The 13593-nt window shown below is 62.5% G+C and carries 8 protein-coding genes; 4 read left to right on the top strand and 4 right to left on the bottom strand.

The window, feature by feature from the left end; all coding sequences use genetic code 11:
• Positions 1-3: 3 nt before the first annotated feature.
• On the bottom strand, positions 4-735 hold the full coding sequence (locus LJY25_RS12040; protein ID WP_227608591.1) for a Dph6-related ATP pyrophosphatase: 732 nt from the start codon (positions 733-735) through the stop codon (positions 4-6).
• A 94-nt stretch (positions 736-829) separates the two neighbouring features.
• Here LJY25_RS12040 and LJY25_RS12035 point away from each other — a divergent pair, with 94 nt between their 5' ends.
• A complete protein-coding gene (locus LJY25_RS12035) occupies positions 830-1204 on the top strand; it encodes a hypothetical protein (RefSeq protein ID WP_227608590.1) in 375 nt (124 codons plus the stop codon).
• Between the two features lie 86 nt (positions 1205-1290).
• On the opposite strand, the gene LJY25_RS12030 is transcribed toward LJY25_RS12035, so the two are convergent.
• On the bottom strand, positions 1291-2616 hold the full coding sequence (locus tag LJY25_RS12030; RefSeq protein ID WP_227608589.1) for an RCC1 domain-containing protein: 1326 nt from the start codon (positions 2614-2616) through the stop codon (positions 1291-1293).
• Between the two features lie 147 nt (positions 2617-2763).
• A complete protein-coding gene (locus LJY25_RS12025; protein WP_227608588.1) occupies positions 2764-4011 on the bottom strand; it encodes a carboxypeptidase-like regulatory domain-containing protein in 1248 nt (415 codons plus the stop codon).
• A 275-nt stretch (positions 4012-4286) separates the two neighbouring features.
• Between LJY25_RS12025 and LJY25_RS12020 the strand changes: the two genes are divergently transcribed.
• From LJY25_RS12020 to LJY25_RS12010, 3 genes are all read left to right on the top strand, one after another.
• Positions 4287-5069: a hypothetical protein gene (locus LJY25_RS12020; protein WP_227608587.1), complete on the top strand. Its 783-nt coding sequence runs from the start codon at positions 4287-4289 to the stop codon at positions 5067-5069.
• A gap of 160 nt (positions 5070-5229) precedes the next feature.
• On the top strand, positions 5230-8298 hold the full coding sequence (locus LJY25_RS12015) for a glycoside hydrolase family 3 N-terminal domain-containing protein (RefSeq protein ID WP_227608586.1): 3069 nt from the start codon (positions 5230-5232) through the stop codon (positions 8296-8298).
• A gap of 351 nt (positions 8299-8649) precedes the next feature.
• Entirely contained in the window at positions 8650-12015 is a 3366-nt protein-coding gene (locus tag LJY25_RS12010) for a DUF7948 domain-containing protein (RefSeq protein ID WP_227608585.1), read from the top strand.
• A 349-nt stretch (positions 12016-12364) separates the two neighbouring features.
• On the opposite strand, the gene LJY25_RS12005 is transcribed toward LJY25_RS12010, so the two are convergent.
• Complete coding sequence (locus tag LJY25_RS12005) at positions 12365-13564, bottom strand: cation:proton antiporter domain-containing protein (RefSeq protein ID WP_227608584.1); 1200 nt, start codon at positions 13562-13564, stop codon at positions 12365-12367.
• Between the last annotated feature and the right edge of the window lie 29 nt (positions 13565-13593).

Below are 13593 nucleotides of genomic sequence, written 5' to 3'. Positions count from 1 at the left end.
TTCTTAATTACCCTCTACGGGCAGCAGGTCGCAGTACCAGAATCCGGCCTGAAACGGGTCGGGAACGTCGTCAGCCCCTGAACCCGCTCTGGCCGGCTGATAGGTCCGGCGCACCAGCTCGCCCCGCTCAAAGCCGATGGGGGAGCTGAAGTATGGAGCATCGAAGATAAAGCTGTGGTATTCGCCGTTTTCACCGCAGGGGTCCACGCCCGGGGGCAGGTCGCGTAGAAACTCCCGGTCGAGCAGGCGGCCGCAGAAGCTGGCGTCGAGGTGCTGGTCGTTGACGCAGACGACCACGGCCCGGAAGCCCAGGTCGAGGTATTCGCGCAGGATGTCGGCCCCGGGGCGCTGCCAGAGCGGAAATACCGCCTGCATTCCGAGCCGGGACAGCTGCTCCTCCCGGTAGGCGCGCAGGTCTTCCAGAAAAATGTCGCCGAAGATGGAATGCCGGACTCCCGCCCGCACCAGCGGGTCCAACGTGGTCTGCATCTGCAGCTCGTATTCGGCCATGCCGGGCATCTCGGGCAACCGCAGCTGCACCAGGGGCAGGCCGATGCGCCGGGCCTGGGCTTCGAGCAGGGGCAGCCGGACTCCGTGCATCGAAACCCGCTCGAAGTGGGCATTCACGCTGGTAAGCAGGTGACTGACTTGGTAGCGGGGGTCGCGCAGGGCGTGGTAGAGGGCGAGGGCGGAATCTTTGCCCCCGCTCCAGTTCATCAGGGCTGGGACGGGCATGGCGTAAAGGTAAGCGCGGCCGGCTTCGGCTTTTGCCCGCCGCTTCCCGTATAGGGAACTTCCGCACTATTTTTCAACCTCAATACCAACTCCTATGAAACTGACGCAGCGCTTACTGCTCGCCGTCGTGCTGGGCGCTTCGGCAACCCTGGCCGCCTGCGACCGGGCCGGCACCCCCGGCCAGGACCGGCAGAATGTCAACGACTTTTCCGACGCTCCCCCCGCTACCAGCATGGAAGTTAACGCCGACAGCGTAAACGGCGGCGACGAGGCCTATGAGCCCATCGGTACCGGCTCGGCTGCCGACCAGCGCCAGAACGTGAACTCCGGCGTGAACCACGGCAACGTGAACCAGCCTTCTCCGGTCCCTTCCAATACGCCGGACAATGGCTCCCCCGCTCCCGTCCAGGGCGAAGGCCGCACCACCCGCCAGTCCACGGCCGGTGGCGACCAGAAAGGGGGCCAGTAGTCTTACGCTTAGGTCTTCCAACAAGCAGCTCCCGGCGCCACTGCCGGGAGCTGCTTGTTTACTACGAGCTCAGCCTGAATAAGCCGTTAGCGGGCTTTCGGGCTGAGCTCGGTAATTAACTCCGGTGAGGTGCCAACTCTGCTGTCTGAAACGTGAGTGGAAGGTTGATGACCCAACTGCCCGCCGCCGTTGTCGCCCCAGGACCAGATGGTGCCATCGGTCTGCGTCGCCACGGCGTGCTTGGAGCCGGCGGCTACCGTGGCCCAGGTGGTCGCCGTGCCAATCTGGGTTGGGGTTGTCCAGTCATTTCCGGGTGTCCCCGGCTTATGATACGCAATGTTGCCCCAGGCCCAGAGCGTGCCGTCGGCCCGTACTGCCAGGGAGAAGCTTTCCCCCGCCGCGATGCTTTGCCAGGTGGTACCCGTGCCAACCTGCACCGGCTCTTTGGCAAAGGTGTTGGTGCCCGTACCCAGTTGCCCCGCCTGATTGTTGCCCCAGGCCCAGAGCGTACCATCCTGCCGCAGGGCCAGGGCATGGTTGCTTCCCGCGTCGATGCGCTGCCACGTTGTAGCGCTGCCAACCCGGACGGGAACGGCAAGCTCCGGCTTCGGCTCCTGCCCGCCGGGAAAGCCCCATTGCTCCTGATCGTCGGCTACCAGCTCCGGGTTGGAGCCCCAGGCCCACAGCGTGCCGTTGGTTTGCACCCCGAGCGAGTAGGTGCCGCCCGCCGCTACGCTTTGCCAGGTAGCCACGCCGACCTGCGCCGGCACAGCCCGATACGCTTTGTTGACCAGGGGCGGACTGGCCGCCGGCTTCGCGTTGGTTGTCTTACCCCTGGCGGCGGGTTTGGGCTGTATTTCGCCAGCATGGCTGGAAGCCCGATTAACCGTGGGGTCGCCGAGCTGCCCTTTCTGATTATCGCCCCAGGTCCAGAGAGTCCCGTCGGCGCGCACCGCCAGTGAATGAGCTGCACCGGCGGCTACGCTACGCCAGTTCGTAGCCGAGCCCAGCTGCGTGGGAGTCGGGCGGTAGCTGGTCGTATTGTTGCCGACCTGTCCCCGCTGATTTTGCCCCCAGCCCCAGAGCGTACCATCGGTCCGCACGGCCAGGGTGTGGGTTTCGCCCGCGCCCAGGGCTTGCCAGGTGGTGCCGCTAAGCAGGGCTACCGGCGGCTCAACTTTGTCTTTCTCATCACTCCAGCCCGACTCGTACCGGTTGTCGCCCCAGGTCCAGAGCGTGCCGTCGGCGCGGATGGCAACCGAATAGGCCGCGCCGGCGCCGACCTGCTGCCCATACGCTGCCTGCTGGCCGGAGAGTCCGGCCAGCAGGCCCACGCTCAAGGCCAGGATGCGGAGACAACTCAGGGCCGGAGCGAAGCCAGCAGTTCGGGGCAGGAAGGACAGGTTTAGCACGGGAAAACGGATAAGAGCGGTGAGGCAGCCGGAAGCGCGAATTTCAAAAATAGCATTCCTCTCCCATTCCCTTATTCTGCCCGCCACCGGCTCCACAAAAAAGCCCCGGCCGTAACGCCGGGGCTTTTTCACTGGGTTTCGGTCAGGCTACGGAACCCGAACCGAGCCCGGGGATGCAGCTTTCTTGGGCTTCACCATCGTGCCGAAGGCCCCCTTTTTCTCAAACGACTGAATGACCTCGTCTTCCAGCGGAGTGCGCTTCACCACCGGGTTATTGGCCCAGAATTCCGGGTCGTACTTGGTTTTGTTGATGGATTCCCGGTCTTTTTCGGTTGACGTGACCCGGGCATAGGTGGCGCCCACGGGCGTTTCGCTGGTGTCGAAGAAGAACGTGAAGGAGGACACGTCGAGCTTGGTGTCGGGCTTGGAAGGCCGGGTCAGGTCGGTGGTGAGGTTCACCTTCATGTAGTCAATCGGGGAAGCCGCCTTGGGCGTATCCTGAAATACCATCTCTACTTCCAGCTGGGTGTTCTTGAACTTGAAAGTCGGGTTGTTGGTACTGAGCGGGAAGTTGGGTGAGGTCATCTGGTAGCGCATCACCTTGTAGGTGTCGATGTCGATCCAGATGGTACCCTGGCTCCGGCTTTTCAGCTCGGGCCGGGTCTGGAACGAGAGCTCCGCCACGCCGCCCTGCCCTTTCTCCACGATGCCCACCAGCTCGACGAGATAGTTTTTCACCACGTTGGGGCTGAGCAGGGCCAGGGACTTGGTGCTGTCGGCCCGCTCGTCGTAGAGGCCGTAGGACTTGGTGTAGAGCGAGAAGTTGGTGAAGTCCATAAGCGAGGAAACCGCCGCGAAGCGCCCCTGGGCCATCGACGTGCCCTCGATGCGCGCGTTGTTGGACTTCACGTTCCAGACCATTTCCTGCAGCTCGGTAGGGCTGTTGCCGATGCGGGTAACCTGGCGGTAGAAGGCCTTGCCGTAGAACTTCTGGCTGTAGTTGCGCTGCATCTGCCGGAAGGCCCGGTCCACGAGCTGGTAGGCGTAGCTGGCCACCTTCACCTCGGGCAGGGCAATGGTTGCCGAGGCCATCTTCACCGTCAGGGGCTGGTCGACGCTGGTCACCCGGACGGTGTCGCGCACGTGGCCGATTTCCGCAAAAATCAGGGTCTGGGGCAAGGAGGGCAGGTTCAGCACAAACTCGCCGTTGGCGTTGGAGGCCGTACCAATGGTAGTGCCCTGCACGCCAATGCTGACGAAGGGCACGGGCTCATTGGTATCCTTGTCGAGGGCTACGCCGCGCACTTTGTACTGGGCCTGGGCAGAGAAACCAATGGCCAGCAAAACCAGCAGCAGGCCGAGCCGGAAGTGAAACGCAGAAAGGAAGGAACGCATAGGAATGGAATAAGGTAAACGGCCGGTTGGCTTCTCAAGAACGAGGATTTTGCCCGAAGCATATACCGGACGGGCAAAAGTAGCCCGGGCCGGCGGCCCGGGCAGAGCGGGCCAAGAAAAAATCCGGCCAGAAATTGCCCGGCCGCAGGGACTATCCGCAGGAACGTAAAGCGGCGGGCAAAGCAAACAACCCGCACCTGTGACAGAAAGAAACAGTCAGAAGCTGGCATAACTGATTGCCCCAAGCCACCTTTGGGGCCCCAACGCCCCGCTGCATGAAACGAATTCACCTGTTTGAGCTGGAAGACTTTCCGTGGTTCCCGAACTGGATCCGGACCTGCCTCACCAAGCTGATTGTGGTGATGCACCGCGCCCTGGGCTCGGCCGATGAGCTGACCGTCCTGCTGAGCCGGGCGCTGGCGGCTTCGCCCCGCCCGGCCATTGTGGATCTGTGCTCGGGCAGCGGCGGGCCGATGCCCGCTGTGTTTGAGCAGCTGCAAGCAGCCGGGGCCCATCCCGAGCTCGAGCTGGTGCTGACCGACCTGTATCCGAACCGCGAGGTTGCCGCTCAACTCAACCAAAGCTGCATTCCCGGTCTTTCCTACGCCCTCGATTCGGTTGATGCCACGAGCGTAAGTCCGGAGTTAACCGGGGTGCGAACCATGGTGGGCAGCTTCCACCACATGAATCCGGTTACGGCCCGCCGGATTCTGCAGGACGCCCAGGCAGGCCGGCAGCCCATCTGCATCTTCGAACTCAGCGACAACAGCCTGCCCACGCCCCTCTGGTGGATTTCCCTGCCGGCTATTTTCCTGATGAGCTTTCTGCTGACTCCGTTCGTGCGGCCCCTGACCTGGCGGCAGTTCGTTTTCACGTACCTGCTGCCCATTGTGCCGGTGTGCTTTGCCTGGGACGGGGCCGTGTCCAACGCCCGCACCTACACCCTGGCCGACCTCGACCTGCTGCTCGAGGGGCTGCCGACGGAAGGCTACCACTGGGAGAAAGGCCGGATTACGGGCCGGGCCAACAAGCTCTACCTGCTGGGCCTGCCTGCTTAGGCTTGAAGCCCCGCCAGGCAGAGGAGGGGGCCCGGTTAATTCATCCTCTGCTCAGAAAGATGCCGCCGAAACGACGGAATAGCCGCGCCGCCCACACTGCTGACGCGATGCTGCGGCAACTGGTGTATTTTTGCCTTCCTCACCCAATTCCGCATCTGCTTTGTCGACCTCCCGCTCCCTTCTGCTGCTGTTGCTGCTGTTCGTGGCTTCGCCCCTGACGCTTCAGGCCCAGCGCAAGCCCGCCCTCAAGAAACCAACTACCACCAAGCCGGCCACTGCGCTCCGCCTAAGCAGGCCGGCCGCTTCGCCCGTACCGTTTGCCGCCCAGCAAACCAGCTCCCGCTGGGTTGATTCGGTGATGGCCACGCTCACGCCCGACCAGCGGGTGGCGCAGCTGTTCATGGTGGCGGCCTACTCCAACCGCAAGCGCATCGACGAGGACTCCGTGTCTGCCCTGATTCAGCAGTACGGCATTGGCGGGCTGATTTTCTTCCAGGGCGGGCCGGTGCGACAAAGCAAGCTGCTGAACCGCTACCAGAGCCAGGCCAAAGTGCCGCTGCTGGTGGCTATGGATGCCGAGTGGGGCGTGGGCATGCGCCTCGACAGCGTGGTGCGCTTTCCATACCAGATGAGCATGGGCGGGGTACGCGACAACAGCCTGATCTACGACATGGGCGAGGAAGTGGCCCGGCAGTTCAAGCGCCTGGGCATGCACGTCAACTTTGCTCCGGTGGTCGACGTGAACAACAACGCCGCCAACCCCGTCATCGGCTTCCGCAGCTGGGGCGAGAACCGCGAAAACGTGACGGCCAAGAGCTACCAGTACATGAAGGGCATGCAGGACCACGGCGTGCTGGCTGTGGCCAAGCACTTCCCCGGCCACGGCGACACCGATACCGACTCCCACCTGGCCCTGCCCCTGCTGCGGCTCGACAAGCGTCGCATCGACACGCTGGAGTTGTTTCCGTTCCGCGACCTGATGCGGCGGGGCCTGGGCGGCATCATGATTGCCCACCTCAACATTCCGGCCCTCGACAGCACTGGCGTCCCCTCCACCCTCTCCCGGCCGATTGTCACGGGCATGGTGAAAGAGCGGATGGGCTTTCAGGGCGTCATCTTCACCGATGCCATGAACATGAAGGGCGTCATCAATATGTTTCCGCCCGGCGAGGCCGATCTGCGGGCCCTGCTGGCCGGCAACGACATCCTGGAGTTCTCCAAAAACATTCCGCTGGCGTTGAAGATGATCCGGGAGGCCATCAACAGAGGCCAGATCTCCCAGGAGGAAATTGACCGTCGCTGCCGCAAGGTGCTGGCCCTGAAGCAGTGGTCGGGCCTCGACAAGTACCGTCCCATCGAGCTCAAGACGCTCTACCGGGACCTGAACACGCCTCACACCCAGTACCTGAGCCAGCGGCTGAGCGAGCTGTCCATCACGGTGCTGCGCAACCAGCGTACCCTGCTACCCCTGCAGCGCCTCGACACCCTGCGCATCGCCACGCTCACCATCGGCACCAAGGACACGACCGACTTTCAGCGCATGGTGGCCGACTACGCCCCGGCCCGGCACTTCTGGCTGGCCGCCGCGCCCACGCTCGACGAGCTGACGGCCATGCGGGCCGCGCTCAAGCCCTACAACCTGGTGCTGGTGGGCCTCAACAACCTGGGCCGCCTGCCCGCCACCAACTTCGGCGTGACGCCCGAAACCAACGTGCTGCTGCATGAGCTGGTGGGCCAGGGTCAGCGGATGGTGGTGAGCGTGTTCGGCAGCGCCTACGCCGTGGCGAAGGTGCGGGACCTCGACCGGGCCGATGCGACGGTGCTGGCCTATCAGGAAAGCCGCAATGCCCAGGAGCTGACCGCCCAGGTGATTTTCGGCGGCATCGGGGCCAGCGGCAAGCTGCCGGTTACCGTTACGGACAAGTACCGCCAGGGCGTGGGCCTCACGACCACCGGTGGCATGCGACTGCGCTATAGCTTCCCCGAGGCCGTAGGCATGAGCAACAGCCTCGAAGCCCGGGTTGACTCCCTGGTCAATCAGGCGCTGGCCGCCCGGGCCTTTCCGGGCTGCGAGGTCGTCATTGCCCGCAAGGGCACGGTGGTGCTGCGCAAAAGCTACGGCACTCACTCCTTTGCCGATGCCCCCGCCCAGGCCGGCCGGCCCAGCCGCCCGGTGCGCAACACCGACCTCTACGACCTGGCTTCGGTAACCAAAGTATCGGCCGCGCTGCCGGCGCTGATGAAGCTGCAGGACCAGGGCAAGTTTAACCCCGACCTGACGCTGGGCCAGCTGTTCCCGGCCTTTATGGGCTCCAACAAGCAGGACCTGAAGCTGCGCGACGTACTCACCCACCAGGCCCGGCTGAAGTCCTGGATTCCGTTCTGGAAAGACTACACCCGCAAGGACGGCACCCTGCGCCGCCGCTACTTCCGCGCCGACTCCTCGGCCCGCTTCCCGCTCCAGGCGGCTAATGGCCTGTGGGCCCGCAAGAACTTCCCGGAGCTGATTACCAAGGCCATTGCCGAGTCGCCGCTCAACGAGAAGCCCGGCTACGTGTACTCCGACCTGTCGTTTATCATGTATCCACAGTTTGTGCAGTCGGCCGCGGGCCGGAACATCGGGCAGTTCGTGACCGAGGAAATCTACCGGCCCCTGGGCGCCACGACACTGGGCTACAACCCGACCCGGCGCTTTCCGCTGGCCCGCATTGCCCCCACCGAGTACGATTCGCTGTTCCGGCGCAGCCAGCTCCACGGCACCGTGCACGACGAAGGCGCCGCGCTGCTGGGCGGGCTTTCCGGCCATGCCGGCCTGTTCGGCAACGCCAACGACCTGGCCAAGCTGGTGCAGCTCTACGCCTGGAACGGCAAGTACGGCGGGCAGCAGCTGCTCAAGCCCGAAACCGTGGCCGAGTACACCAAGTGCCAGTTCTGCCCCGACAACCGCCGCGCCCTGGGCTTCGACCGGCCCGCGGCCAACCCATCGGTAAACTCGGCCAAAAATGCCAGCCAGAGCAGCTTCGGCCACACCGGCTTTACCGGCACCTATTTCTGGGTGGACCCGCAATACGACCTGACGGTCATCTTCCTGTCTAACCGCGTAAACCCGACCCGGCGCAACAACAAAATAAGCGACCTGAGCGTGCGCAGCCACATTCTGCAGCTGGCCATTGATGCCGTGGTATCGGAGCGGGGCAAGGTGGAGGCACCGGTCGATAAAGAGAACTAAGCCCTAGAGCAGGCAGCGGCTACTATCTACCAGAAGCCCGAAACCTATCCGTAACTCAGGCAGCAAAAAGCCCCGGCAGCGTCGTATGCCGGGGCTTTTTGCTGCCTGTGCTGCATGAAACCAACAAACCAGAGCCCGACCCTGGATCCGAGGGGAATAACCCAAAGTAGTGGTGCAAAGCAAAAGTCAGATAAATTATCAGACAACCAACTATTGCTCAGGCGCATACCTCACATATCCCGGAAAACAAAAGTCGGATCCGGCGGATAGTTCGGAGCATATTCGGCTGCTGCTGCCCCATCTTTCCGGCTGATCCGGAACATGCAGAGAAGCCGCCGAATGCCCTACCCTATGCTGTATCTGAAAAAAGCCCTCCTGCTCTTGGCGTTTCTGCTGCTGACCCGCACCTCGCTCCTGGCCTCCGGGTCACCTCCTCAGACGGTGGAGTTCATTCAGAACCAGGGGCAATGGGATGCGAAGGCACAGTTCAGCGCGGCGCTGACGAGCGGACGTCTCTTTCTCGAGTCCAGTGGGTTTACCTATGCCCTATTCGACCCCCGAACGATGCCCGTCGACTCTGCCAGGGGCCATACCAGCCAGGCCTCTCTGCTGCGCTGCCACGCGTACTCCATGACCTTTGCCGGCAGTCAGCCCACTACGCCGGTTGCGGAAATGCCCCTGTCGGTTCGGTATAACTACTTTCTGGGTGCCGACCCCACCCGGTGGGCCCACGACGTACCGGCTTTCCGGCGGGTGCGCTATCCGAACCTGTACCCGGGCATTGAGGCCGTAGTGTACGAAAACCAGCAGAGCAACCTGGAATATGACTTTCTGGTGCAGCCCGGCGCCAGCCCCGAGGCTATTCAGCTGCGCTACGAGGGAGCCACCCGGCTGCGGCTTCACAACCAGCAGCTCCTGATTGAGACGAGTGTGGGCACCGTAACCGAGCTGGCGCCCCGGGCCTGGCAAACCGGCGCCGACGGGCGGCGCCACCCGGTACCGTGTGCCTACGAGCTGGCCGGCAACGTGGTGCGCTTTCAGCTCGGCTCCTACGACCCGCGCCTAGCCCTCACCATCGACCCCACAGTGGTATTTGCGACTTACAGCGGCTCTACTGCCGACAACTGGGGCGTTACGGCCACCTACGATGCGCAGGGCAACCTGTATTCGGCCAGCCTGGCGTTTGGTCAGGGCTACCCGGTTTCTATGGGTGCCTACGACCAGACTTACAGTAATGGTATTGACGTCGGCATTATCAAGTACAACACCCAGGTCAGCGGGCAGGCGGCCCGGATCTACGCCACGTATCTGGGTGGACGCTCCGCCGACTCCCCGCACCGCCTCGTGGTCGACGGCAACAACGAGCTCGTCGTGTTTGGTACTACCAGCTCCACCGACTTTCCCACGACTGCGGGCTGCTTTGATCCGACGTTTAACGGCGGGCAGGCAATCAGTCCCGGTGATGCCTATCTGAAGTATGCGAATGGCTCAGACCTGTTCGTGGCCCGGCTGAGCGCGGGTGGCAATGCCCTGCGGGCCGCTACTTTCCTGGGCGGCGCGGGCAACGAAGGAATAACGAGTGGAGCTGGTCTCTACACGGGCGACATAGCCGTTGATGGCGACAACAACGTGGTGCTGGCCTCTCACACCAACAGCTCGAATTTTGCCATGACGGCGGGGTCCTATGCCACCACCTTTCGGGGCGGCCCGTCGGATGCCGTTGTGTGTAAGCTCAGTGCAGACCTGCGCACGCTGCAGTGGAGCACATTTCTGGGCGGCAATGATGCAGATGCCGCCTACGCGCTTCAGCTGGATGCAGCCCGCAACGTGTACGTGTGCGGCAGCACCAGCAGCCCGGACTTTCCCGTCACGGCCGGCGCCTACCAACCGCCAGGCACCGGCAACACCGACGGCTTTGTGGCCCGCCTCAGCGCTAGCGGCCAAGCGCTGCAGAATTCCTGTCGGCTCGGCTTTACCGGCCCGGACCGGGCGCAGTTTATCCAGCTCGACCGCGCTTCCAACGTCTTTGTGCTGGGATACACCTCCCACCTGACGCCCATTTCACCTGGTCGCTTTACAACCCCGGGAGGCACTACATTCCTGCAAAAGCTTAGCCCCGACCTGCGCCAAAGCTTCTTTCTTACCCGGTTTGGCAATCCGGTTGATCCGGCAAGCACCGTACTGGGTGTAAGCGCTCTGGGGCTGGATGACTGTGAACGGATCTACGTGGGCAGCGGCATCATCGTCTTTCGCCTCAGCCAGGAGGCCGTGGCGCTCGAAACAACCATTTCCTCCTTTTACGGAGGCAATCACCGGCATGGGGACAGCCGGTTTGATGGAAACGGAATCCTGTATCAGTCAGTCTGCGGGGGCTGCACGGGTCGGCAGTTTCCAATGCCATCCGGGGCCCGTTACTACTCGCAGACGAATCAATCCGGGGGGGACTGCAACGATGTTGCGCTGAAGATCGAGCTTACGGGCGAAGCCACGGGCGCTTTACCGGAAATTACGCTTTGCAGGGATTCGGAGCCCCGGGTGTTGGGTGGTAGTCCGGCGGGCGGCACCTGGAGCGGGCCCGGGGTAACCCTAACGGGCGGGCTTTACTATTTCACGCCGAGCCTGGGCATCATCGGCCTGAACGCCCTCACCTATTCGCCCCCGCCGGGCGCCTCCTGCTCCAACCCGACCCGCTCACTACCTATTAAGGTGCTGCCGCCTACTATGCCCGTCATTACGGTTGCAGATGCGGCCGCTCTGTGCGAAAACCAGCCCAACTCCGTGCTGCTGAGTGCCCTGCCCGCGGGTGGAGTTTTCTCTGGCCCTGGGGTTTCGGGCAATCTTTTCTGGCCCCGGCAGGCCGGACCGGGTCAGCACACCATCACCTATTCCTTTTTAAACAGCACCCAGTGCGGAACCGGAACCCGGACGGTTACGGTGCTTCCCGCGCCCATCGTGCAGGCAGGACCGGATACGGTGCTGTGTGGTATGCCGGCGGCACCTTTCCAGCTGCGCGGCGCCTCGCCCACCGGGGGCACCTGGAGCGGGCGGGGCGTGAGCAGCGCCGGCGTGTTTGACCCGGCTGCCGTCCTGCGCCTCGTTTCGGGCCCGAGCGACAATTTTCTGTACTACACCTACACGGCGGCCAATGGCTGCACCGCCCAGGATATCCGCAAGGTGACGCTCGTGCCGCAGGCCGGCAACGTTTTCAAAGACCTTGACTTACCCCGTTGCGTCTTTAACCCGGACTTTAGGGGAGTGGCTCCTTTCACGATTACGTTTCCTCCGACCGCGTACGGAATCGGAACCTATACCTGGAACTTCGGCGACGGAACCGACACCACGTATTCGGCAAGTAGCTACGTTTTGCAGGTCCGGCACACCTACCGGCAGCCGGGAACCTACACGCCAACCCTCACCGCCCGGTACGGCCTCACCTGTGCCAGCCAGGTAGAGTACGGCTCCTTTACCATCGCAGCGCCCCAGCCCCTGCCCAATATTATCACCCCTAACGGAGACGGCCGCAACGACACATTCGTGCAGCAGCTGAGCTGCGAGCCGCCCACGCTTAAAGTGTTTTCGAAATGGGGCCGGCTGGTGTATGAAACAGCCGCTTACCGGAACGACTGGACCGCTGCCGGCTTAGCTGAGGGCATTTACTACTTTCACCTGTTCACCCCCGACGGTTCCGCCAAGGGCTGGCTGGAAGTAGTGCGGTAAGCTGAAGATCAGCTGGATACCGTAGCATGTAAAGGCGGCTGTTCCCGCTCGTCACCTTCGAACCAACAATGCACTCGCAAGGGGTGCGCATAACCATTTACCACCGTGGCCTGGGTATACAACCAGGGCGGGGTCGCGTTCGATGAGGGAGGACCTGACTTGTGGTACCGGCTAGGATAAGCGGTGGTTTGAGCAGGAAATCTCCGGACGATCAGGCGGGTGCCAACTGCTGGACTCCGACCAGTGCCCAGTGACGCATTAGTGCCGGGGCAGACAGGAAAGCGTAAACCCGGACGCTCACTAGGGACACACCCACGTAGCGGCAGGCAGACCAGTTACGGAGCTTACCTCAGTACTCTCCAATCGGTGGCGGCTCCTGTTTGCCCGTCAGCTGCAAACCGATCAGCATCAGCACGCCGGTCAGCAGAATTACGATAAACAAAATATTTTCGCTGACCTCCCCGATCAGGTGCTTGGCCGGAATGCTGTAAAACAGCAGCACCGTAATCAGCCCTTTCGGGGCAATGAATACTTCCGGAATCAGGCTTGTGCGGGCGATGTAACGCAGGTACACGTACCGGATCAGCGTTAGCACGGCCACTATCAGCAGCCCCTGCAACAGGAGCTGAACGTCCAGAATGCCGGTGAGTGAAATCGAGTAGCCGAACAGCAGAAAGAAAAAAGTCCGGATCAGAAAGGCCCCCTCGCCCGTGATGCTCTGCATCTGATGCAGCTCTTCCTGCAGGCGCTCGGGGTTAAACCAGCGCCGCAGCGGTCCGCGCAGGAACAGATCGGCGTTGCGCACGATGACGCCAAACACGAGCACCACCAGCAGTGACGAAAGGTGCAGCTTTTTGGCCAGGGAGTAGATCAGAATCAGAAACGCCAGGATCAGAATAAATTTGACGTGCAGGCGGATGCGGTCCAGCAAAAAAGCCAGGATTGCCGTGGCCAGCACCGACACTATCAGCACAGCCAGCAGGTCGCGGGTGAAGGTGAGGGCAGAAATGCCCTGTGCAAAGTTGTCCTGGGCCACAAAATTGAAGAACATAATGCCCAGAATGTCGGAAAACGTGCTTTCGTACACGATAAACTCCTGCTTCTCGCCGCCAAGCGAGGCCACGCTGGGAATAGCCACGGCAGAGCTGACTACTGCCAGGGGAATGGCATTAAGCAAACAGCTCTGAAAGGATACGCCCGGCCCCAGATACCACTGCAGCAGTCCGGCAATGGCAAAGGCCTGGCCCAGCAGCATCAGGGCCGCCGCCGCAAACGCCCGCCGGATCAACGGGCCTTTTCCCGGCATGATTTTCAGGTTGAGCGACTCTTCCAGCACGATCATAATCAGGCCCACGATGCCTAATAGCTGCAGGGTCACCAGGGGTAGCCGCAGCTCGAAATCAAGCTGGTCAGCGGTCTGCTTGAGGGCAATGCCGGTGAGCAGCAGCATGAGCACCGACGGGATTTTGGTGGCACGGGCGGCAATATCGAACAGGTACGATACAATGACGGCAATGCTCAGAAAGATCAGGATAGAGTAAGGACCCATACCGGTTCCATACGCACGGACCGGGCCGC

Source organism: Hymenobacter translucens (assembly GCF_020685205.1).
Taxonomy (GTDB): domain Bacteria; phylum Bacteroidota; class Bacteroidia; order Cytophagales; family Hymenobacteraceae; genus Hymenobacter; species Hymenobacter translucens.
Note: the sequence above shows the minus strand (reverse complement) of the source record. Positions and strands in the feature narration are given on the sequence as shown.

Bases quoted from the DNA above. Each gene is read 5' to 3' on its own strand.
- LJY25_RS12040 (WP_227608591.1), bottom strand. From the start codon at position 735: ATGCCCGTCCCAGCCCTGATGAACTGGAGCGGGGGCAAAGATTCCGCC.
- LJY25_RS12035 (WP_227608590.1), top strand. From the start codon at position 830: ATGAAACTGACGCAGCGCTTACTGCTCGCCGTCGTGCTGGGCGCTTCG.
- LJY25_RS12025 (WP_227608588.1), bottom strand. From the start codon at position 4,011: ATGCGTTCCTTCCTTTCTGCGTTTCACTTCCGGCTCGGCCTGCTGCTG.
- LJY25_RS12020 (WP_227608587.1), top strand. From the start codon at position 4,287: ATGAAACGAATTCACCTGTTTGAGCTGGAAGACTTTCCGTGGTTCCCG.
- LJY25_RS12010 (WP_227608585.1), top strand. From the start codon at position 8,650: ATGCTGTATCTGAAAAAAGCCCTCCTGCTCTTGGCGTTTCTGCTGCTG.
- LJY25_RS12005 (WP_227608584.1), bottom strand. From the start codon at position 13,564: ATGGGTCCTTACTCTATCCTGATCTTTCTGAGCATTGCCGTCATTGTA.